This is a genomic window from Paenibacillus sp. MMS18-CY102 (assembly GCF_009789195.1).
In the GTDB taxonomy this organism is placed as follows: Bacteria; Bacillota; Bacilli; order Paenibacillales; family Paenibacillaceae; genus Paenibacillus_T.
Genome location: NZ_WSTC01000050.1, coordinates 1 through 21,867, shown reverse-complemented (window position 1 = coordinate 21,867; position 21,867 = coordinate 1). Strand labels below are relative to the sequence as shown.

19 protein-coding genes and 1 other annotated feature are annotated in these 21,867 nt (G+C 50.3%); of the genes, 2 read left to right on the top strand and 17 right to left on the bottom strand.

Going from position 1 to position 21,867, the window contains the following annotated elements:
- Nucleotides 1-237: 237 nt before the first annotated feature.
- The 8 genes from GON22_RS24060 to GON22_RS24025 form a co-directional block, all read right to left on the bottom strand.
- A complete protein-coding gene (locus GON22_RS24060; RefSeq protein ID WP_160398631.1) occupies nucleotides 238-639 on the bottom strand; it encodes a hypothetical protein in 402 nt (133 codons plus the stop codon).
- Between the two features lie 21 nt (nucleotides 640-660).
- Nucleotides 661-1,728 carry a hypothetical protein gene (locus GON22_RS24055; protein ID WP_160398630.1) on the bottom strand — a complete coding sequence of 356 codons (1,068 nt, stop codon included), beginning with the start codon at nucleotides 1,726-1,728 and terminating at the stop codon, nucleotides 661-663.
- Between the two features lie 12 nt (nucleotides 1,729-1,740).
- Nucleotides 1,741-2,244 (bottom strand): DinB family protein, encoded by a 504-nt coding sequence (locus GON22_RS24050; protein WP_160398629.1) that lies wholly within the window; start codon nucleotides 2,242-2,244, stop codon nucleotides 1,741-1,743.
- 193 nt (nucleotides 2,245-2,437) lie between these two features.
- Nucleotides 2,438-2,638, bottom strand: coding sequence for a hypothetical protein (locus GON22_RS24045; RefSeq protein ID WP_160398628.1), 201 nt, complete (start codon nucleotides 2,636-2,638; stop codon nucleotides 2,438-2,440).
- A gap of 5 nt (nucleotides 2,639-2,643) precedes the next feature.
- The gene (locus GON22_RS24040) at nucleotides 2,644-3,144 is read right to left on the bottom strand and encodes a nucleotidyltransferase family protein (protein ID WP_202113484.1); all 501 of its coding nucleotides are present in this window, start codon (nucleotides 3,142-3,144) and stop codon (nucleotides 2,644-2,646) included.
- Nucleotides 3,145-3,213: 69 nt separating this feature from the next.
- A complete protein-coding gene (locus tag GON22_RS24035; protein ID WP_160398627.1) occupies nucleotides 3,214-3,711 on the bottom strand; it encodes a GNAT family N-acetyltransferase in 498 nt (165 codons plus the stop codon).
- Between the two features lie 53 nt (nucleotides 3,712-3,764).
- Entirely contained in the window at nucleotides 3,765-4,298 is a 534-nt protein-coding gene (locus GON22_RS24030) for a histidine phosphatase family protein (protein ID WP_160398626.1), read from the bottom strand.
- Nucleotides 4,295-4,480: a DUF4177 domain-containing protein gene (locus GON22_RS24025; RefSeq protein WP_160398625.1), complete on the bottom strand. Its 186-nt coding sequence runs from the start codon at nucleotides 4,478-4,480 to the stop codon at nucleotides 4,295-4,297. The genes GON22_RS24030 and GON22_RS24025 overlap by 4 nt, the downstream gene beginning before the upstream one ends.
- Before the next feature lie 312 nt (nucleotides 4,481-4,792).
- Here GON22_RS24025 and GON22_RS24020 point away from each other — a divergent pair, with 312 nt between their 5' ends.
- Nucleotides 4,793-5,443, top strand: a complete 651-nt coding sequence (locus GON22_RS24020; protein ID WP_160398624.1) for an Rrf2 family transcriptional regulator — start codon at nucleotides 4,793-4,795, stop codon at nucleotides 5,441-5,443.
- Between the two features lie 696 nt (nucleotides 5,444-6,139).
- On the opposite strand, the gene GON22_RS24015 is transcribed toward GON22_RS24020, so the two are convergent.
- The 7 genes from GON22_RS24015 to GON22_RS23985 all read right to left on the bottom strand — a co-directional run bounded on the left by GON22_RS24015 (nucleotide 6,140) and on the right by GON22_RS23985 (nucleotide 16,670).
- Entirely contained in the window at nucleotides 6,140-7,861 is a 1,722-nt protein-coding gene (locus GON22_RS24015) for a glycoside hydrolase family 13 protein (RefSeq protein ID WP_160398623.1), read from the bottom strand.
- A 155-nt stretch (nucleotides 7,862-8,016) separates the two neighbouring features.
- Nucleotides 8,017-8,373 (bottom strand): DUF1304 domain-containing protein, encoded by a 357-nt coding sequence (locus GON22_RS24010; RefSeq protein WP_160398622.1) that lies wholly within the window; start codon nucleotides 8,371-8,373, stop codon nucleotides 8,017-8,019.
- A gap of 31 nt (nucleotides 8,374-8,404) precedes the next feature.
- On the bottom strand, nucleotides 8,405-9,655 hold the full coding sequence (tyrS, locus tag GON22_RS24005; RefSeq protein ID WP_160398639.1) for a tyrosine--tRNA ligase: 1,251 nt from the start codon (nucleotides 9,653-9,655) through the stop codon (nucleotides 8,405-8,407).
- A 63-nt stretch (nucleotides 9,656-9,718) separates the two neighbouring features.
- Nucleotides 9,719-9,971: a binding site (T-box leader), on the bottom strand.
- Nucleotides 9,972-10,099: 128 nt separating this feature from the next.
- A complete protein-coding gene (cysI, locus tag GON22_RS24000) occupies nucleotides 10,100-11,833 on the bottom strand; it encodes an assimilatory sulfite reductase (NADPH) hemoprotein subunit (protein WP_160398621.1) in 1,734 nt (577 codons plus the stop codon).
- A gap of 86 nt (nucleotides 11,834-11,919) precedes the next feature.
- Nucleotides 11,920-13,770 carry an assimilatory sulfite reductase (NADPH) flavoprotein subunit gene (locus GON22_RS23995; RefSeq protein WP_160398638.1) on the bottom strand — a complete coding sequence of 617 codons (1,851 nt, stop codon included), beginning with the start codon at nucleotides 13,768-13,770 and terminating at the stop codon, nucleotides 11,920-11,922.
- 1,080 nt (nucleotides 13,771-14,850) lie between these two features.
- Complete coding sequence (locus GON22_RS23990; protein ID WP_160398620.1) at nucleotides 14,851-15,666, bottom strand: ABC transporter permease; 816 nt, start codon at nucleotides 15,664-15,666, stop codon at nucleotides 14,851-14,853.
- The gene (locus GON22_RS23985; RefSeq protein ID WP_160398619.1) at nucleotides 15,663-16,670 is read right to left on the bottom strand and encodes an ATP-binding cassette domain-containing protein; all 1,008 of its coding nucleotides are present in this window, start codon (nucleotides 16,668-16,670) and stop codon (nucleotides 15,663-15,665) included. The genes GON22_RS23990 and GON22_RS23985 overlap by 4 nt, the downstream gene beginning before the upstream one ends.
- A 316-nt stretch (nucleotides 16,671-16,986) precedes the next feature.
- On the opposite strand from GON22_RS23985, the gene GON22_RS26825 reads away from it, so the two are divergent.
- Entirely contained in the window at nucleotides 16,987-17,190 is a 204-nt protein-coding gene (locus GON22_RS26825; RefSeq protein WP_442954401.1) for a GyrI-like domain-containing protein, read from the top strand.
- Between the two features lie 147 nt (nucleotides 17,191-17,337).
- Here the strand turns inward: GON22_RS26825 and GON22_RS23975 are convergent, their stop codons facing one another.
- Together GON22_RS23975 and GON22_RS23970 are read right to left on the bottom strand one after the other, a co-directional pair.
- On the bottom strand, nucleotides 17,338-20,979 hold the full coding sequence (locus tag GON22_RS23975) for a glycosyl hydrolase family 18 protein (protein ID WP_160398618.1): 3,642 nt from the start codon (nucleotides 20,977-20,979) through the stop codon (nucleotides 17,338-17,340).
- A 676-nt stretch (nucleotides 20,980-21,655) separates the two neighbouring features.
- Nucleotides 21,656-21,867, bottom strand: a 212-nt coding sequence (locus GON22_RS23970) for a hypothetical protein (protein WP_202113483.1), incomplete at its 5' end; no start/stop codon positions are given.

Here is a 21,867-nt window from a genome sequence, read left to right as displayed (position 1 = left end):
TAACCCCCTAATATTGATTAACTGAAATCGATTTCATTGATTTTGATATAAATAAAACGTTCACTAAGTCACAGCTACGCGATTGGCCCCCTATGCATTTTGATTGAATTAAACTTTCAATAACTCTCACCAATTATACCGTGTTTAGCCAAATAAATCACCGGTTTCATTTGTGCGTTCCCATTCATGCATGGATACAGAAAAAGCCGCCCTTGTATAGGACGGCTCTGTGCAAATCTATAAGTTCAATTGCTTCAATATTCCTTGCAGTTCCTTATGATAGCGGTCAGCCAGCTTTTTCATTTCTTGTTTATTCCCTTTTTTCTCTTGCTCAAAATAGCTCTGGAACGTGCCCTCTAAGAGGCTAAAATCAGCTTTGAATACCAATTCTTCTTTTGACTTCGTAAACTCCGCCATAAAAAATCGTAATACATATTTCCGTTCTTCTTCGGTATAAGCTTCATTATTGTTCATTTTCGTATTGATCAAATTTAAAATCGCAATGGATTTCGTATAGTAAGCTTCCCTGAATCCTGTGGGGATCTGTTTAGAAGGCTCATATGGCCCTTCATTTGAACCACAACTACACAAGATTACAACGGCTACAAACAGGAGTATGAACAAAGATGTGAATTTCACTGAGCGAACGGCCCTTTCTCTTTAAGCTCCGCTATATGTGGTGGCAAACGAAGCAGAATGTTTCTTTTCTAAACGCTGAATTAACGCCGTTAAAGCCTTTATTTCTAGCTCTCTAACTTCATCTACCTTAGCATACAACTGTTCCAAATCCAACCGGTTATGGAACTTCATTTTGATTGCTAGATTGCGAAGGCCAAGCGCTTTCACCTCTAACTGTGCAAAATCCTCAATCAATCGTGACGGCACATCGGCCTGTTGATTTTGAATTAAATACCGTACACGCGCATGCATCAGCTTTTTATGCTCCCATATTGTCGTCAGCCCAATTAGCGGGTCAAAATCTTCATATTTGGAATAGATGTCAGCAATCCAGTTTTTGAGCGTATCGTAGGTCGATAGTCCAAAATCATAATATTCTGCGTTAATGCTCTGCCTGACGATTTCAGAGCGACACGTTGATCCCATGTAGTCGTTTAAGTCATTCAGCAACTGGCGTGTATCAACCTCGTTAATGCGCGCTCTAAATTCGAATGATGGATCAGGGCGCTGAATGAAGTACATCGTCTCGTTCCAAAACTCGTAATTGCTGTGTTGGATCGCTAATTCCATGTCCTTGAAGCTTACTTCAAGCGTAGCCAGCTGTTTATTGTAATCGTAACAAAGGACGTAATACACCTCTTTTGTATCATCTACTCCATATACCAATAAATCTTGCGTGATCGATACTTCGCCATAAAACGGCGTCGATGGGATGTAAAATTTGTTGGCGAACATATAAACATATTTATTTTCCGCAAGCGCGCTTCTCACAACATCTAAAATCGAACAATTTAACTTCTGGAAGGCCGTTGCTTTCATCATTTCCAAATCGAACATCGCCGTATAATAGGCCGGATTATCACTCTTGCAAAACCGCAAGTCATTATTGAGGTTGCCGATAAACGCCGCCTTATTGCACTGCAAATTAACGAAGCTGCTAAATAGCCAAGGCTCATGATTGTCCATCTTCGTAATAATCGCTAGCATGAGTGCGTAGTGCATCCGGCAATTAATGATTGGCGCCTGCTCGATCGGCAAAATAGTGGCCATAGATAAAACCTCCTAGATTAAAATTAAGCTTTGTTCCAGCTCGTTCTTCTGCCGCAAGTGATGGCGAAAATGCATATCAACTAGCCCGAACCACTCGCGCGCATTCAGCCAGCCAAAACCGCCATGCTGAACCTTGCCCTTGGGATCGATTTCATCAAGCTTCGCCTCCCATTGCCGCATACGAAGCTGCACCTGATCGAGCCCACGCATGAGATCCTCCTTGGATTCCGCATTGCTAGGCGCGTTTTCGGGACCTTCCGGCAGCTTGATTTTGATCGGCGGAAAGCCGCCAGTTTGGAAAATGTACGCACCGGCTTCTGTTTTGCCTAGCGTTTGCTCTTCCACCGTTGCCGCACACTTCTCCACTTGGTCCAAATAATCAAGCGCCGTGAGGATGACATGGTCATACATTTGGCCAATCGACCAAACGCCAGGTGCAGATATGTAGCGGAGTTGTTCCACCGTATAGTGGTTCAGAGCATTTTTGTAAATCGTAATTAGGCTTGAACCGCTCATTCGTAAATTCACTCCTTTTGGATATAATTTTCAGTTTAAACCACCGATCTTTACTCTAGTTGTTGCGGTTCAAAGAACCGATCGATTGTCGTACTCTTATAAATATCCGCTAGCTTCTCAAAATACTGGCCTTTATCAAACGCAAATGCCGGCACCTTGGGTAGCCATTGTACAAGAGTCCCTACGCCCTCAATTAATAAAAACGGTTATGGACGAGGCTTATTTCCGAATCCATATTCAACCACTCAGTGTTTACTGGCACTAAACCCAACAAACTTTCATCTGGATACAAATCGTCCAATAATACGTCGAGAGGAATTCCGTCTATGACGATTGTCGGGTGATCCGATTCTACGTACTTGCTGGCCATCATCCGCACATTGATTTGGTTCATGTGCCCTACTCCTCAATCACCCTTAACCCGCTCCACTGCTCTTTCCAGCGCTTATTCCTAACCCGACGCATGTAGTAATCCTTATCCTCAAACTTCGGGGCTCTTCGTACAACCATTTCGAATATATCTTCTAATCCATACGGCGCAATAATTTCAATTTCATCAGCTTGATTCAATCGTGCTCCTACCGCAGTGACCGTTTCGGTCCAATACGTAATCGCATCCACCGTATCTTTGTATGGCGAGTCGCCATTTTGAATATGCATTCTTGCTTGATTTTTGACCGACCACTTATCGTTTTCTGTTCGAGCGATCAGCTCCTGTTCGAGGGCATGGTCCCTATCCTCTGATATGTCCGTGGGATCAAAAAACACCACATCTATATCCCCATGCATGCCGCGGGCATCAAAGCCATGAAGCCGGTCCCACACCATATTCCGAATGTAGCCAGCGGCAATATAGCAATCAGGCAGCTTCAAATCCCTTACTTGCTGCAAATCTTCCATTAAGCGCTGGTCGCTTTTGATATAATCCTGGAGGCGTTGTTCTAAAATGATGGATGCCCTCGCTTTCACCTATAATCGATAAACCATTAAATCCTCGTGAACGTATGTGCTTCCAATCTTCATCGCATTCATTTCTTTACCATATATCGTAAACCCAATAGATTGATATAGTGCTTTGGCACGATCATTATTGTCCACGACGAGCAGGCTTATCTGCTCTAGCCCCTGCAATTGCCTTGCCCTGCTAATCAATTCGAGCAACAATTGTTTGGCAATTCCCCCGCCTTGACAGTCCGGCTTCACATACATGCCCCAAATGACGCCTTTATGCCTCATTTTCATGAATGGCTCTCTTCTAAATCCAACCATTCCAACCATCTGGCCTTCATAAAATGCACCTAAAATAAAATTCTCATCGCCCGTGGAAAACCGTGCCGTAACTGTTTCAATCGAATGATCCTTTGCCTCCTCATAGGAAGCGCCGAAAGCTTCGGGAAATTGTTTGAGGGCGTCAAGCCTTAATTTCCAATACTCTTCAATATCTGCATGTAACAATTGCCTGATCATCTTATGGCCTCCCTTCAGCTAATTAGCAAATTCGATAGCCACACCGCTCCATGCTAGCTCCAGTTATATTCTCTCACTTCACAATTCCCCATATGAAATCGATGGTATTCATCGTTTAATTGGTCGTTGAAATACGCATGAATTACCCGGCAAATTCCCCCATGTGTCACAAGCAACACATTCTGCTTCGCATGCTTTTCTTTCAATTCGTCGAGTAAGCGATAGACCCGGTGCACGACTTGAAAAATAGATTCCCCGCCAGCAAGCTTGCTTGAAAAATGCTTCTTGGCCTCAAGAAAGCTTTCATCATGACGCGCGACCCCTTCAAAGGCCCCATAGTTTTGTTCGTATAGCCTATGATCTTGAATGATTGTTTTGCCAATCACATTCGAAATAATTTCAGCTGTGCTCACCGCTCTTATCAATGGGGACGACATAATAACATCGATCCGGCTTTCGGCAATCCTGCTGGCAAGCTCCTTTGCCTGTTCAATCCCTTGAGCAGTCAGTGCAATATCGGATACCCCGCAAACTCGATTTTCTGCATTCCATTCCGTTTGGCCATGCCGCGTTACAAATAATTTCATTCCTTTATCGGCCGTTCAAAAATAATCTCATAAGCCGTCGGTTTTCCATGCCCATTGTAATTCGTAGGCAGCACCTGCACGAGCCGCCACCCTTGTTGCGCGTACTCTTCAATGGTTTCCCGATGCGTAGCGGAGCTGAAAAACCCGCCTAGTGAAGTCTCGACAAACTTATATTCGTACATGCTGGTTGCCTCCACATTTATAATGGTTGCTAATTGCCTCTATCGAAATGCCCATAACACACAGCGACCCGTCCAGGTAGCCAACTGCCATTTTCACATTTCACCCTTACTTTACTACAATTTCCTTCATGTTCAAACGCTCGTTTTTAATTAACTCCCATAAACCAGTTATTCAGCATCCTATTGCCGTACATGTAGCTTTTGAGTTACACTAGCTAATATTCGGTCGTGAAGCACACGCCGCTTCGATACTTTTGTATCGGGGCGGCTTTTTGTTGTTTAGATCCCTCTATTGCATAAAGGAGAGAAGTTATGTCGAGATTTGAGCAAAAGTTTGAGGAATGGATTCAAGCACAAATCGTTCAGGAAACGAATCCAAGAAGACGGGAATTGCTAGAGAAAGGGCTCGGCCATGGCACTGTGGACTTTCTGCGTAATGTGTGGTTTCCCGCCGTCCGAAATTTTGATCACCTGTACCCCGAATGGGAAGTGCGTGATTTTAACAATGGCTATCGGTACGTGGACCTTGCTTACATGCCTGGAAGAGTCAAAGGCGGCATTGAGATTCAAGGATACGGTCCCCATGCGAGAGATTTGGATGTAAAACGGTTCAAAGATCTATGCTGGCGGCAATGTTTATTAGCACTCGATGATTGGATTTTTTTGCCGGTCGCTTACCTCTCGATCAAAGATGAGCCTCAGCGCTGCCAGCAGCTCGTGCTCTCGTTCATCGGAAAATTCATTTCGACCGATGTACTGCCCGAATGGACTTGGTTAGAGGCAGAAGCTGCACGTTTTTCCCGCCGCCTCCTTCGCCCCTTCACTCCATCTGAGCTTGCCAGCCACTTGCGTATCACGGACCGCCATGCACGAAGGCTTTTGCACAAACTAGTTGAATCCGGTGTGTTAACTGCAACCGGCGGTAAAATAAGGTATCGCTTGTACAGCCTGCGGCTGGATTAGCCCGGGCGGCGGCGGAATGGTATACGGGCGGGCGCGGCGCTCTAACGGACTCAGGGACCCTTATTCGGCCAAAATCGGGCGCGTTTTTGCTCTAACGGACCGAGTGGACCTTATTTGCCTCAAATAGCTCCCATTTAGCAGCAAATTGGCTAAATAACGGCCGTGGAGTCCGTTACATTTTTAATCGGCGCGTTTGGAGGGACTTAAGGGCACTGGAGTCCGTTAGAGCAATCGCGACAGTAATGAGCCGGGTGGCGGCGATAGCATACGGGCGGGCGCGGCGCTCTAACGGACTCAGGAGCCCTTATTTGGCCAAAATCGGGCGCGTTTTTGCTCTAACGGACCGAGAGGACCTTATTCGCCTAAAATAGCTCCCATTTAACAGCAAATTGGCTAAATAACGGCCGTGGAGTCCGTTACATTTTTAATCGGCGCGTTTGGAGGGGCTTAAGGGCTGTGGAGTCCGTTAGAGCAATTAGAAAACCGCCTCCCTAAAGGGAAGCGGTTCAGAAGACAAGTACAGTGCAAAAGAAGCGCATCAAAGCGCATTAAATTACTGTAGGCGCACGGCGCAGCAAGCACAGCGGATTAAATTACTGTAGGCGCACGGCGCAGCAAGCACAGCGGATTAAATTACTGTAGGCGCACGGCGCAGCAAGCACAGCGCACTACAATGCTGCGAATCCCCGTTTTGTGCTACTGCACCAAATACACGCGCGACTCATAAGGCCGCAGCGTGCAATGCTCCAGCGCCTTTGCACTTGCACTCGCACTCGCACTCGCACTGGCACCAGCATCCATACCCGCCCGCACATCCCCCACAGGGTAGTTATGCAGCACAAGCTGCAGCTCGCCGTCGGCAACTCCCTCCGGCAGATGCAGCTCGGCGGCATCGGGCGAGAAGTTGCACACGACCAGCGCTTTGCTGCCCTCGCCCGTGCGCGTATAGGCGTAGATTTGCGTATGGTCCGGCAGCAACAGCTCATACGTGCCATAGACGAATACCTGATGATCCCTGCGCAGGCGCGCCATAGCTTTATAAAAATTCAGCACAGAATCCGGGTCCGCCAGCTCTCGCTCCACGTTAATTTCCGGATAGTTCGGGTTAACGCCCATCCACGGCCGTCCTGTCGTGAATCCGGCGTTGGGCTCCCCAGACCATTGCATCGGCGTTCGCGAGTTGTCACGGCCACGATTCCAGATAATCTCCATCACTTCTTCATGTGGACGCCCATTCGCGGTTTCAATGCGATAGTAGTTTTTCATGCCTACGTCATCATAGTCATCGATCGATTCGAACCGCACGTTCGTCATGCCTAACTCCTGGCCTTGGTAAATGTACGGCGTACCCTGCATGAAGAAGTAGCAGACACCTAACATTTTAGCGCTCTGTACCCGGTATTCACGATCGTTGCCCCATGTCGACACCGACCTGGCTTGGTCATGGTTCTCGAAGAACAAGGCGTTCCAGCCGCGATTCTCTAGCCCCTTCTGCCACTTGGTAAGCGTATGCTTGAGCGCAGGCACATCAACCGAGCTGCCGCTCCCCTTATCCCACAGCCCTAGATGCTCGAACTGAAAGATCATGTCGAACTTGCCATTTTTCTCACCGACCCAATCGTCTGCCTGCTCAATGCTAACACCGTTCGCTTCGCCAACCGTCATAATGTTGTACTTGTCGAAGGTCCGTTCCTTCAGCTCCTTGAGATGCGCCTGAATGCCTTCGCGGTTCATATGGCCATCGAATGAAGACACGTACTCCCTGCCATCCGGGTTCGGCATATCCGGCAAACCAGGCAGCTTCTTAATATGGCTGATCGCGTCAACGCGGAAGCCATCAATCCCTTTATCCAGCCACCAGTTGACCGTCTCGTACAGCGCTTCCCGAACCTCTTCGTTTTCCCAATTCAAATCCGGCTGCTTTACCGAGAAAATGTGCAAGTAAAACTGCCCCGTCTGATCGTCATACTGCCATGCCGAGCCGCTGAAGATGCTCTCCCAGTTGTTCGGTTCCCTGCCGTCTCTGCCATCCCGCCAAATGTACCAATCCCGCTTAGGGTTGTCTTTAGAAGATCGGGATTCGATAAACCACGGATGCTCGTCGCTCGTATGATTAATGACCAAATCAAGAATCAGCTTCATGCCTCGCGCATGCGTCTCCTTCAATAGCTCGTCAAAGTCCGCCATCGTGCCGAATTCATCCATAATGTCTTGGTAATCGGAAATATCATAGCCGTTATCGTCATTCGGGGATTTGAAAAACGGGCAGATCCACAGCACATCCACGCCAAGCTCTTTCAAATAATCCAGCTTCGCGATAATGCCCTGCAAATCCCCGATGCCGTCTCCATTACTGTCCATGAAGCTGCGCGGATAAATCTGATAGACCACCGCTTCCTTCCACCACACCTTATTCATAATGCTTCAGCCTCCCATTGCTAATCCATGCCTACTTCAACAATTTCCCACAATTGTTCGCTCCCCATACCTTTTCTATATAAAAAAACCCTTGATTCGCAAGGGTTCCTCTCGTCTAATTTCCATAATATTCGATTAGCGGCCCGTTCGTTCCGCTACAGCCACAGAACAAGCGCCAAAGCAATCAATGCAGGAAGCCCCTGTACGAGCAGGATCGAGCGTTTTGCGCTAAAGCCGCCATACACTGCCGCAACGAGTACGCACACGAGGAAAAAGATTTCGATTTCCCCTCCCGTTACCGCGTTCGGATGAACGAGCCCCCACACAAGCCCTGCGGCAAGAAATCCGTTATACAACCCTTGGTTCGCCGCCAGCGGTTTCGTGACCTCGGCTTGCTCTACACTCGTCCCGAACGCTTTGCGTGCACGCGGCGTCGTCCATAGAAACATTTCCAGTATTAAAATATAAACATGCTCAACTGCCACTAATCCTACGAAAAATTGTGCCAACATATCCGTTCTCCTTCTTTTGGCCGCTGCCGCTTCATCCCATCACAATCTTGGCGAATTTTCTTTTGCCTGCTTGAACAATGTCACCGTTTTGAATAACGGCTCTTCCATTAGGGTCAAGTAGCTTAACTTCATTGATTTTGACCGCCCCTTGCGCAACACTGCGTCTCGCCTCGCTAGTGGAATTGGCAAAGCCGAGCGTGACAAGCAGCTTGCTGATCGCAATGCTTCCATCCTCTAGCAGCGCTTCACCTACATGCACTTCATCGATATGATCAGGAAGGGCACGCTGCTGAAACACCGTGTTAAAATGCTGCTCCGCTTGTTCAGCAGCCTGCTCCCCATGATACATCCGAACCAGATGCTTGGCGAGCTGGACCTTCGCATCGCGCGGGTGAACACCCCCTGCTTGCAAGCCTTGCTCCAACTGTTGAAGCTCCTCTATTGTAACGCTAGTGCCGAGCTCATAATATTTTAACATCAACCCGTCCGGAATCGACATCGTCTTCCCGAAAATTTCGTTCGGCGATTCGCTAATCCCGATGTAGTTGCCCAGGCTCTTGCTCATTTTCTGAACGCCGTCCAGCCCCTCCAGTAATGGCATCAGAATGGCGGCTTGGCCATCCTTGCAACCAAATGAGCCTTGCAGCGTTCTGCCCATCAAAATATTAAAGGTTTGGTCGGTACCGCCAATCTCAATGTCGCTCTCAAGCGAAACCGAATCATATGCCTGCATAAGCGGATAGAAGAACTCGTGTATGTGAATAGGCTGGCTGTTCGCATAACGTTTGGCAAAATCATCACGTTCGAGCATTCGGGCAACCGTCAGCTTCGATGCTAACTCCAACACATCTTGGAAATTCATTTTTTCAAGCCATGCCGAGTTAAAATGAAACTTGGTCTTCTGCGGGTCAAGAATCTTATACATCTGCTGTTCATAGGTTGCCGCATTGCGTTTGACATCCTCTTCGGTCAATTGTTTTCTTGTCTCCGATTTGCCCGTAGGATCGCCGATTCGTCCAGTAAAATCGCCAATGATCAATTGAACCTCATGCCCCAAATCTTGAAATTGCCTTAGCTTATGAAGAACGACCGTATGTCCAATGTGAATGTCGGGGGCTGACGGGTCGAGCCCAAGCTTTACTTTAAGCGGCTTGCCTGACACGACGGAGTCTGCAATTTTCTGCTCCAGTGCGTCCGCAGGCACAATGTCTACAGCCCCTCTGCGGATGATGCTTAACTGCCGCACAACCTCTTGTTTTTGCGCCTCTGATAACTGTTTCATAATATCCACCTATGATTCCCCCTGATCTTTTATAAAAACAAAAAAAGACAACCCTCAATCCCACAAAGGGACGAGAAGATTGTCTCGCGGTACCACCCTAATTAAAGAAGCGAGTTCGCTTCTTTCACTTATTCATCATAACGGCATCACATGAACGCCGAGAAAAGCTTCGCAATGATTACTCATCTTCGCTTTTCCAACTCCGGATTTGTAATTCAGAAAGGTGACTGCACCGGTTCGCACCAACCACCGGCTCTCTGGAGGCATTCGTTCAACTTTCTTACTGTGGCTATGCGCCATCCATCATTGTTTTTGGATTATTCAATTTATTTGTACTATTCAATCATATAACGCAAACCCTGTCAACCTATCCGCTTACGCAAAATCAAAAAAAGCAGTACAGAGAATCGCCCTCTGTACCGCTTATCTATTACTGCCTACCGATTAATCGTGGAAGTTCATGCCGTTCGTTACCGCTTGAACGTAGCCTGTGCGAACAACGAAGTCGCCAAAATGCTCGCCTTTGTCGCGCTCAGCTGCGTAACGGTTAATGATCGGCTGAAGCGTACCGATGATCTCATCTTCACCGATGTTCTCACGGTACAGCTTGCTCAGGCGGTCGCCGGAGAAGCCTGCGCCCATGTACATGTTGTATTTGCCTGGCGATTTGCCGATGAACGCGATCTCGCCCAGTGCTGGACGTGCGCAACCGTTCGGGCAGCCCGTCATGCGAATGTTAATTTCTTCATCGCGCAAGCCTGCTTGCTCCAGAATCGGCTCCAGCTTCTCGATCAATGTCGGCAAGTAACGCTCTGCCTCTGCCATTGCAAGGCCGCAAGTCGGCAATGCTACGCAAGAAAGCGCGCTGCGGCGAAGTGCGGAATACTCCGTGCCCTCATTAACGCCGTATTCATTCAGAAGCGCAACGATTTTCGTTTTCTTCTGAGCGGTTACGTTCGCAATAACCAAGTTTTGGTTAGCCGTCAGGCGGAAGTCGCCTGTGTGAATCTTCGCGATTTCACGCAGTGCCGTTCTCAGCTTGTAGCCTTCGATGTCAGCGATACGGCCGCTTTGGATGTACAACGTAAGATTCCATTTGCCGTCTTTGCCTTTGATCCAGCCATAACGGTCGCCCGTATGGTCGAACTTGAATTCGCGAGCCGGCTTGAGCTCCCAGCCCAAACGGTCTTGCAGCTCATCTACGAACCATTCGAGGCCGTGGCGGTCAACTGTATATTTGAAACGTGCATATTTACGTACAGAACGGTTGCCATAGTCGCGTTGAATCATGACCGTCTTCTCTGCTACATCCAGCACTTGGTCAGGCGTGATGAAGCCGATAACGCGAGCAAGCTGCGGATACGTCGCCGTATCGCCATGCGTCATGCCCATGCCGCCGCCAACGCTAACGTTAAAGCCAACGAGCTTGCCGTCTTCTACGATAGCGATGTAGCCAAGATCCTGCGAGTACACGTCAACGTCATTGGACGGCGGCACTGCGATACCGATCTTGAACTTACGCGGCAGGTAAACTGGGCCATAGATTGGTTCTACCGGATCGGTGTCGCCATTTTGCTCCAGGCTGTCTACTACCTTCTCGCCATCAAGCCAAATCTCATGGTACGCAGGCGTCTTCGGTGCGAGATGCGACGTCAGCTGCTGCGACCAGTAGAACACTTCGTTGTGAATATCCGATTGGTACGGATTCGGATTACACATAACGTTACGGCTTACGTCACCGCATGCCGCCAGCGTCGTAAGAAGTGCGTCATTAATTTCTTGAATCGTGTTTTTCAGGTTCCATTTCAATACGCCATGCAGCTGGAAAGCTTGGCGCGTCGTCAGGCGCAGTGTGCCTGTGCCATATTTGTCAGCCAGCTCGTCCATGACGAGCCATTGCGCAGGTGTCGACAAGCCGCCCGGCGTAACGACACGAAGCATGAACTGGTAGTAAGGCTCCAGCTTTTGCTTCTCCCGCTCGTTGCGGTAGTCGCGGTCATCTTGCATGTAGCTGCCGTGGAATTTCAGAAGGCGGTTGTCTAGCTCAGGCAACCCGCCTGTCACACGGTTATTCAACGATTGCGTCATCGATCCGCGGAGATAATTACTCTCCAGCTTGAGAAGTTCTACGTCACTCGGCGGTCCGCCGATCGGCTCGACCTTATGGTTTTTTGCCATGATTGTTATTAGCTCCTTTGCCCGCATCCTATCGGATGGGTTCATGCTTATTGCATCTATATCACGATACGCTTGCTAACAAGCGCTTAGTAGACGTCGCGTTGGTAACGCCCTTGATCCTGCAGCTCCGATAGGTAGGCTGCTGCTGCTTCTGGCGACTTGCCGCCATACTGGCCAATAACCGAGAGCAACGCCGCTTGCACGTCATGCGCCATATGCTTCTCGTCTCCGCATACATACACATGTGCGCCATTTTGCAGCCACTTGTACAGCTCTTCGCCATTTTCCAGCATCCGCTGCTGTACATATACTTTCTCTTTGGAATCGCGTGAGAACGCTACGTCCAGATTCGTCAGTACGCCATCTTTGAGCATGCGCTGCCAGTCCGTTTGGTACAGGAAGTCCGTTACGAAATGGCGGTCGCCGTAGAACAGCCACGTTTGGCCGCCTGCGCCCAGCTCTTCGCGCTCTTCAAGGAATGCACGGAACGGCGCTACGCCTGTGCCCGGGCCAACCATGATAACCGGCGTGTCCGGATTAACTGGCAGCTTGAAGTTCGGGTTCTGCTGGATGAAAATCGGGAGCTTGTCGCCTGCTTCAAGACGTTCGGATGCGTACACCGAGCAAACGCCTTTGCGATCGCGGCCATGTGCCTCATACTCCACCTTGCGGATCGTCAGATGCACTTCCTCCGGGTGGGAGTTGATGCTGCTCGCGATCGAATACAGCCGCGGCGGCAATTTGCGAAGCAGCGTCGCTACGTCAGCTGCTGCCAGCGTCCACGGACCGTAGTCACGAAGCAGATCGAGCAGGTCGCGGCCTGTCGTGTAAGCTTTGATCTCTTCTTTATTTTCTGGCTTCACCAGGTCTGCCAGCTTGTTGTTGCCCGAGAAGGCAACTGCTTTTTCCAGCAATGGCTTAGTCAGTACAGTGATTTCAAAGTGGTGCAACAGCGCCGTGCGCAGCGAAGACGTTTCGCCTGCTTTGCCCGTCACGACTGCATCTTCTGGATTCCACTTCAGCTCGGAGATGATCGCATCTACAAGAGCCGGATCGTTCGTCGGATATACGCCTACTGCATCGCCAGGCGCATACGTTAGGCCGGAGCCTTCAAGCGACAGCTCAACGTGGCGCGTCTCACGGTCCGAACCTCTGCCGTTCAGGTTCAGATTGTCCAGCACTTCCGCCATGAACGGGTTGTTGCGGGAATATTCGGATTCAGTAGCTGCTGCGCTTGCAGAAACGCCAGCGCCTGCTGTGCTTTGCGTCGCTGCTGCTGCAGGAGCCGCAGTTACAGCACTCGTCACAGCTGCGAGCCAGCCAGAAGCCAGATCTTCGAAGTCTACGTCGCAATCAACGCGGTCCACGATCCGCTGAGCGCCAAGCTCCGCGAGTTTCGTGTCAAAATCTTGGCCTGTTTTGCAGAAGAATTCATACGACGTGTCGCCAAGCGCGAGTACGGAGAATTTGACTTCGTCCAGCTTCGGCGCACGCTTGCTGTGCAAAAACTCATGGAACGACATCGCGTTATCCGGCGGATCGCCTTCGCCATGCGTACTTGCGACGATGAACAGGTATGCCGCTTTTTTCAAATTGTTCGTTTTGTACTTATTCATCGCCGACAGCGTAACCTCGAAGCCCTCGCCTTTCAGCTTCTCAGCCAAACGCCCTGCCAACCGCTGCGAGTTGCCCGTCTGCGATCCGAACAAAATCGTCGCTTCACGTGGGCCTTGCGGTACCGCAGGCGCTGCTGGAGCCTCCACAATTGCGCTTGCCGCTGCTACTGATGCTGCTGCGCTAACGTCTCCTGTTGCACGATAAAAGGCTAAATAGCCGCCTAACCAATTAATTTGAGCTTCCGTCAACGTCGGGAGCAGCTTATTAAGCACTTCTGCTTGCTCGCTCGTAAACGGACTATTCGTCACTTGAAGTTGCAACTCCATCCACCTCACATCATTCTCTGAAAATTCAAAATTCCGACCATGTTACTAAGTTTTAACCTGTGTTAATACTACCGCAGACTACCGTTTGGTTCAATGATTTCGTCGACATTTGTCTATAAGATATTCTGTAGTATTTATTATTTTTAGTTATAAAGCCTGTAGCTAGTCAAATATTGGGGAAGTATGATGTCGAAAAGGTGAAAAAAGCCTCTTCGGATGAAGTGGCTTGGAAGAATATCACTGTCACACAAGCAAGCTTAACTCGTTCTTAATTGTTTTATATCGTTGAGAACCTAAAACTAATTCGCTATAGAAAACTAATAATTAATAGCTCCAGCAATGCTGATCGAGCAATCGGATGGGGTGATGCGCTAACGGACTCAGGAGGCGTTATTTGGCTAAAATGAGCTTCTTTCTAACTCTAACGGACTCAGTGGCCGTTATTTGATCCAATTGCCCCTTTCGAGCCCACAAATCAGCCAAATAACGGCGCTGGAGTCCGTTACATTTTCAAACTGGGGATTTTCATGGAAATAAGGGCCTGGGAGTCCGTTAGAAATTCGGCAGCGTTGCAGCAAAGGCAGTTAGAGCAATTGGAGCAGCAGCGGCAGCGCACTATGCCAACATCCACTCGTGCGGAGAATTACCGGAAGCGCCGGAGCATCGTTAATTGAGGTGCTCTGGGATGTACTAGTTACTGGCGGTGAGCGGCACGAACGGCGGGATCGCTAACGGACTCAGGAGGCGTTATTTGGCCAAAATGAGTCCCTTTCTGATTCTAACGGACTCAGCGGCCGTTATTTGATCCAATTACCCCTTTCGAGCCTATAAATCCACCAAATAACGACGCTGGAGTCCGTTACATTTCAAACTGGGGATTTTCGTTGAAATAAGGGCCTGAGAGTCCGTTAGAAATTCGGCAGCGTTGCAGCAGAGGCAATTGGAGCAGCTGCTGCAGCGCACTATGCCAACTTCAACGGAAAAACACCTTAAACGGCATCCCTGCCGATTAAGGTGTTGGGCAAAACTAGCCGCGTGCGGCCTTAGTTAACTTAGGAGGCGTATCGCCTTCCCTTAAGTCCGGCGCATATAAGCACGCACAGTCAATGGCGCGAAGACCGCTACGATGACAGCAGCTCCTACGAGCGCGATAACGAGATCCGAACCAGCAGTTCCAGCGTTCGTCAGATCACGCACAGCCGTGACGAGATGCGAGATCGGATTGATATTGACGAACCATTGCAGCCAATTCGGCATGGTATCGACCGGCACGAACGCGTTGGAGAGGAACGTTAGCGGGAATAACACCAGCATCGAAATGCCTTGTACGCTCGACGCTGTACGCGCGATGACGCCGAAGAATGCGAAAATCCAGCTAATTGCCCATGAGCAGAAAATGACGAGGACCGCAGCGATTGCGACAAAACCTAATCCGCCTTCAGGACGATAACCCATAATGTATCCCATGCCGAAAGTAAGCACTGTAGCGATTGTATATCGGATCGTATCCGCTAATAAGGCCCCTGCTAATGGTGCAATCCGTGCAATAGGCAGTGACTTGAATCGGTCGAATACGCCTTTATCCATGTCCTCCCGCAGCTGGACGCCCGTTACAATTGAAGTTGTGATGACGGTTTGCACTAGAATGCCGGGTATAATAACAGGCAAGTAACTCTGTACGTCACCAGATATCGCCCCGCCAAAAATATAAGTGAACATGAGCGTGAAAATAATCGGCTGTAGCGTTACATCAAACAGTTGTTCCGGCGTGCGGCGGAGCTTTAGCAGGCCGCGATAAGCCATCGTCAATGAGTGGCGTACCGACTGGCCGAAGCTCGTATGGTTTTTTAACTGGCGGCCTGCGCCTGGTTTAATGGATGTTGTATTCATACTCTTGCCACCTCTGCTTTTTTCGATTCATTGGATTGCTGTGCCCCGTCTTCTTTCACGCCTTCGCCTGTAATGGTTAAGAACACTTCGTCAAGTGTCGGTTTCTGCACGCTCATCTCGGCCAACTGAATGCCTGCTGCGCGAAGCTCGACCAACAGGTCGGTTACAAGGTCAACATTCGCCATCGGAGCCGTAATGCGGCTCGCTTCCGAGGATACGGTCGACTGGACGCCCAGCACCTTCTCAATCGTTTGGCGGGCGGCTGCAATGTCCCGTGCATCTTGAACTCTCAAGTGAAGCGAAGAATTGCCAACGGATGCTTTCAGTTCATCTACCGTGCCCTCTGCGACAACATGGCCGCGGTCAATAACTGCGATACGGTCAGCCAACTGGTCGGCCTCATCGAGATACTGCGTAGTCAGGAGGACGGTTGAACCCGTCTTCACCAACCGGCGGATGGTCTCCCACATTTGGGCACGAGTGCGTGGATCAAGGCCAGTCGTTGGTTCATCTAAGAAGATTAGCGGTGGCTGCGCGATCAAGCTCGCCGCAAGATCCAGGCGGCGGCGCATGCCGCCGGAGAAGTTCTTAAGCGGGCGCTTCGCGGCTTCGGTTAATCCAAATTCCTCTAGCAGCTCCTCAGCTTTGCGCCGCGACTCTTTGCTGCTCAATCCCAATAGCCGGGAGAAAATAATAAGGTTTTCGGTTGCACTCAGCGATTCATCAACCGAAGCATACTGGCCTGTTACGCCGATCAATTGCCGAACGATCTGCGATTCCTTCACGACATCATGCCCGAAGATTCGGGCCGAACCAGCATCTGGCCGAAGCAAGGTCGCCAGCATGCGAATCGTTGTCGTTTTGCCTGCCCCGTTGGGGCCAAGCACACCGTAAATCGATCCGGTGCGAACGTTCAAATTTACGCCATCTACTGCTTTGTTATCGCCAAACGTTTTGACGAGCCCTTGCGCCTCAACCGCCCAGTCGTTGTGTCCATGTTTCATTGTTAATTCCTCCAGTTCAACAAGTGATAATGTGATAATAAACGCCGTATTTAAACAGAATGTAAACAGCCGTTAACTTTCTTGCATTGCTAGAGCCCGAATTCAACCTTGCCATACAAGCTGTCAGGATTAGCGCCCTATAATAGGGGGATGAAGAACGCAATTACCTAGCCATTGCTGGGCAAAGTTCGCCGGACAGCGCTGCTTTTGCACAAGCTACAGAAACGTTGTATACGGTGGCGTACTGCGTAAAGAACAGTTCGCTTTATTCAAGAAAAAACGACTCCGCCAAATCGAAGCTGTTTCTTTTGAAACATTGGCAGAGGGTGAATGTATTCAGTTTTTGCATATCGGACCTTACAGCACCGAACCGGCTAGCCTGGAGAAAATGTATGCATTCATGCACCAGCATGGACTGGCCCAAAATGGCCGCCATCATTTGATCTACTTATCCGATCCGCGCAAGGCCGCACCTGATAAACGAAAGACGATCCTTCGCCTTCCTGTTAAGGGCAAATAACTTTCTAACACAAACTTCATGATAGTACACAGCTAGTGCGCGCAACAGGCACCACAGCATGAATGGCACTCATCCTCGCGACGTAGCGAACATGCAAAAAGCCCCAAAAGTCCGTATTCGGGCTTCGGGGGCTCTTCTGCCAATTTATTAATTCAACAATTCAGCGGATTGAAGCAGCTTCACAGCTAACACAGTCGCCTGTGCTTTCGTTACATTAGACTGCGGCGCGAGTTTATTAGCTGATACGCCTTTCATGATCCCTTGCTCAACAAGAAGCGCAACCGACGATTGTGCATAAGCGGATACAGCGCCCTTGTCTGCAAAATGGTCCAACGCTGCGGCATCCGCCGTCTTCACCTTGCCAGCGTAAGCCAGCGCTTTGGCTAGGATGACTGCGAATTGTTCGCGTGTTACGGCGGCATTCGGATCGAAGCTGCCGTCTCCCTTGCCGTTCACGAGGCCAGCATTCTTCGCAGCCGCGATATCCGCGGCATGCTCGGAGCCATTGGCAACGTCCTTGAATGCAGAGCCGGAAGCCTCTGCCTCTGGCAATATGCCTAGCGCCCGGACGATCAACGTAGCAGCCTCCGCACGCGTCAGCTCGTGCAAGCCTTCGAACAAGCCGTTCGAATTAGCTTGGACGATCAGCCTAGACGCAGCCAATTCGACGTCCTTTTTCGCCCAATCAGCCACCGAATCAGAGAAGGAAACGTTCGTCTTCACGATACCGTATACACTGTTCCCTTGCCGACTCAGCTCTGCAGTTACCGTGCCGTCACCGTTGGCAGCGAACAGGAGCGGCACAGGCCGCAGTTCATTTGCCCCCGGCACGTAAACGACGCCAGCCGCATGGGCCTGATCAATGCCTAAAGCCTTCAATTTGAATGCATGCGAGAGGAAGCTGCCACCGAAATCTTCGATTTCGATGTAAGAGCCATCCGCCTTCTTTCGTTCAATCTTGAATGCCATTGGAGCTACGATTGAGGAATAGCCGCCTTGCTCCAGCAATTTCTTCCATGCATCCAAAACTTTCTGGTCCGGCTCCCCGATCAAGATGCGAATATCCGCATCCGCAGGAAGCGAATTGGCCGGAACCTCGAACGAAATGCTATTCCAACGGATAATCAGAGCCGCGCTGTCTCCCTTGGCTGCAATTGCGGCTAAAACTTCTTTCGTCACGGCAACATCAACTTGCTTCGCCTCACCGTCTACGATGACAGGGAATACAGGCGATGCGGAAGCCGCTATCGACTTCAAAGCGGCGTCTGTCGGCAGGCTAACAACCAGCCGATCCCCTACTTTTACGCTATGCGTCTCGAGCCCTTCCTTCACTGCAGGGGGCTGAATGATGAAGCCGGATGGGCCGGATGGCGCAGTCGGTGTCATGTTCGTTTTCACTGCTAACGCGCTGCTGAAGACGGAGACGTTGCGCAACGTGCTTCCTTCTTTTTCAACTGCGAGCACTTCAATATTGTAAGCAGCATCTGCCGCAAGACCCGTCAGCACGAATCTCGTATCTGAAGTCGTTCCGGCCAGCACTTTGCCAATGTAGACCTCGTATGCTGTCGCTCTAGCGGATGCGTTCCACTTCACTTCAATCGTTTCGGTGCCGACCGATACGGCTTGCAGCCCCGTAGGAGCAGCGAGTGCTGCCACATTCGGATGCCCGTTGATCGGCAAATCCTTCGCAAGGCGGGCCGTCAGCGTCCGATTGCGGTCGCCGCTAATTTCCCAGCTCATCACGCCCGGCAAATCTAGCGATTGTACGAGCGAAGCGATGTACATCATGGACGCCTCATCGTTATACGTGAGGAATACGCCATTGTTTGGATTGTACAGTGATGCGGCTTTGGAAGCTTCGTTCCAATGTTTGACGTAACCGTCGTGGTTCAAATAGTTTTCCTCGATGTCAGTGAAGTCGAATGCCCCATTTTCCCATGTGCCGAATGGCGCCGAGCTCTCGCAGTTCTGATATTCACCATCAGCCGGGCATCCGACCCATCCCTTGCCATAGAACGGCACGCCAATTTGCACTTTATAATGCGGTACGACACCATTTAACTCTCCCATAACGCCGCCTAGTGTGTTGTTGCGCGGCGCGTAATCTTTGGGATGATTTTTGTCGTAATACAACGGGGAATTATGGTGGGCAAACGGCTCCCAGCTTCCGCTATAGTCGTAGGTCATAATGTTGATAAAATCGAGATAACGCGACGAATCGGCCAGATTCGCATTCACGACAAAGCTGTCGCCTTGGGATGCGGCAATCGTCTGCAAATAATATTTGCCATCCTCGGAGCCCGCCGCATCTAACGCTTCCCTCACAGCCTGTGCCATGAGCACGAAGTTTTCCCGATCCTCGGGACTGTGTGCGTTATCGTCCTCGCCGCCCTCAACAGGATATTCCCAGTCGATATCGAGCCCGTCCAGCTTATATGCCCGAAGGAATTCCACGACGGAATTCGCGAAGGCGCGCCGCGTCTCTTCGGTTTTGGCCATGTTCGAGAAATTATTCGACCACGACCATCCCCCCACTGAAATGAGCAGCTTCAGATGGGGATTCGCATCCCGGATGGCTGCCCACTCTGCGAATAGCGGCAAATCTGCTGTAGGGTCACCGACGATCATCTCTCCATCGAAGACGTAATCCTTTTGCAATGGAACGTTATCGTTCTTGCATGCTGCGGCCCCAGAGCCAAAGCCTCTCCAGCACAAATCAGCAAATGCAAAATTCAAATGGGTAAGCTGCGAGACATCCACTTCCGAAGGCTTAAAGTTGCGACCGGTTTCGCTAGCAGACCATAGCGTGTAGTAAGACACGATATTGTAGTCGGCGCCAGGAATTACCATCGTTACCGCGCTATCCGGCGACCGCCAGAGCGCGTTTTTGGCAACAATTTTGAACGCATACGCATGCCCTTCATGCAGTCCTGTCGCGGCATAGCGATTTTCATAGCTGGAACCGATCAACTCGCCGTCCGCATAAATATCATACCCTGTCGCGCCAGGCGTTTCCGCCCATCCGAGCGACACGGCCGTTCGCGTTGCGGTAACAGCTTGTACATCGCGAGGTGCCGCAAGCTCCCCCCACGTGATCGTGACGGCATTGCTGTTCGCTGATGTTTTTGGTAAATTTTGCGCAGCTACTTCAAATTTATAAACGGCGCCAGTCACGCTAACGTCCGCTGGAAGCGCAAAGGTAACCGTATTCGACCCATCCCAAATCCCCTGCTTCCACGCGCCGTTCACATAGAGATCGTAACCGTTCGCGCCAGGGCTGCCCGCCCATTGCAATGTAATGCTAGAATCGGTAATTCCCGCCGTACGGAGATGCGAAGGAGCAGCAAGCGGCGGCTCGGGATAGGCGCTCGTGTCCGGTGCCGTCGTGAATTCGAGCACGTTGCTCTTATATTCGAGCGATGGGCGGTCTGTGTACCACGTAATGTAGATGCGATACGTTGTCTCCGGGAGCAGCCCGCCAATCGTCTGATTGCCGCGATCCCCCCAAGTCACCCAAGCGTTCGTATCCGCATTCCAAATATCAATATCGTTATTGTTTGTTGCGTCACCAATCAAATCCCACGCGAGTTTGGCTGTGTTATGCGTAATCAAATCGTTGCCGTTATCATCCTTGGCGATCCGGAGGTTTAGCGGTCCAGCCTTGGCTGGATCGCCCGCCCCCGCCTCAGCACTGAGGTTAGGCGTGAAGGAAAGCATGCCGAAGAGCATAACAAATACGAGGCAAAGCTGGGGAGAACGCGCATATTTACTTATTATCGATTGTTTCAATCATTTCACCTCTATCGGATTAAGTAGGTGGAGCATGAAAATCGACAGAATTAAATACATTGCGGGGAATAACGTACAAGCTGTAGGCAAAACCGAGGAGAGAAAAATTTAATTCGGGCTCAATATTGGCGCTCTATAATCACCACCAAGTAATTTATGTCATTAATGTAATTTACTTCTTATCAATATTTTGAACCATAATGGTGTGAGGGGTAAGGTGAACAATTCTATTATTGGGGGGTAATTTAATACGGGAATAGGAGAAACGCTAACTGGCGGGAGCGTGCGACGGCTTTTTTTGGAGATGCGGGGTTGCAGTATCTGGGTTTCGCTGGCTGCTTGCGGGTTCGCTAGCTTTGGGCGAGGGTTCGATTACTTAATGTGTGCCACCTTCTACTTTGTTCTGTACAGGCAGCCTGTTTTCCTTTGGCGAGAAAAGAGAGGTTTCGTCGAACGAACCGAGCGTAGGACGAGTGAAAGCCATCGGTGGTCACGCCGATTATTCGACCGCCTCACGGTGGTTTGCTGTAACGGACCCAGATGCCGCTATTTGGCGAAAATGACACGTTTTTTTATTCTAACGGACCCAGGAGGCGTTAAACACCCCAGAAGAACCCGAATGTGCTGGATTTTTGCCAAATAACGGCTGTGGTGTCCGTTAAATTTGAAAATCGGCCTATTTCATCGAAATAACGGCGCTGGTGTCCGTTAGCGGCTGGCCGTTGGCCGCAAGGCGCTGGCCGTTGGCCGCAAGGCGCTGGCCGTTGGCCGCAAGGCGCCGGCCGTTGGCCGCAAGGCGCTGGCCGTTGGCCGCAAGGCGCTGGCCGTTGGCCGCAAGGCGCTGGCCGTTGGCCGCAAGGCGCTGGCCGTTGGCCGCAAGGCGCTGGC

Coding starts and splice junctions, on each gene's coding strand:
- GON22_RS24055 (WP_160398630.1), bottom strand. CDS start 1,728: ATGGCCACTATTTTGCCGATCGAGCAGGCGCCAATCATTAATTGCCGG.
- GON22_RS24050 (WP_160398629.1), bottom strand. CDS start 2,244: ATGAGCGGTTCAAGCCTAATTACGATTTACAAAAATGCTCTGAACCAC.
- GON22_RS24045 (WP_160398628.1), bottom strand. CDS start 2,638: ATGAACCAAATCAATGTGCGGATGATGGCCAGCAAGTACGTAGAATCG.
- GON22_RS24040 (WP_202113484.1), bottom strand. CDS start 3,144: ATGGAAGATTTGCAGCAAGTAAGGGATTTGAAGCTGCCTGATTGCTAT.
- GON22_RS24035 (WP_160398627.1), bottom strand. CDS start 3,711: ATGATCAGGCAATTGTTACATGCAGATATTGAAGAGTATTGGAAATTA.
- GON22_RS24030 (WP_160398626.1), bottom strand. CDS start 4,298: ATGAAATTATTTGTAACGCGGCATGGCCAAACGGAATGGAATGCAGAA.
- GON22_RS24025 (WP_160398625.1), bottom strand. CDS start 4,480: ATGTACGAATATAAGTTTGTCGAGACTTCACTAGGCGGGTTTTTCAGC.
- GON22_RS24020 (WP_160398624.1), top strand. CDS start 4,793: ATGTCGAGATTTGAGCAAAAGTTTGAGGAATGGATTCAAGCACAAATC.
- GON22_RS24015 (WP_160398623.1), bottom strand. CDS start 7,861: ATGAATAAGGTGTGGTGGAAGGAAGCGGTGGTCTATCAGATTTATCCG.
- GON22_RS24010 (WP_160398622.1), bottom strand. CDS start 8,373: ATGTTGGCACAATTTTTCGTAGGATTAGTGGCAGTTGAGCATGTTTAT.
- tyrS (WP_160398639.1), bottom strand. CDS start 9,655: ATGAAACAGTTATCAGAGGCGCAAAAACAAGAGGTTGTGCGGCAGTTA.
- cysI (WP_160398621.1), bottom strand. CDS start 11,833: ATGGCAAAAAACCATAAGGTCGAGCCGATCGGCGGACCGCCGAGTGAC.
- GON22_RS23990 (WP_160398620.1), bottom strand. CDS start 15,666: ATGAATACAACATCCATTAAACCAGGCGCAGGCCGCCAGTTAAAAAAC.
- GON22_RS23985 (WP_160398619.1), bottom strand. CDS start 16,670: ATGAAACATGGACACAACGACTGGGCGGTTGAGGCGCAAGGGCTCGTC.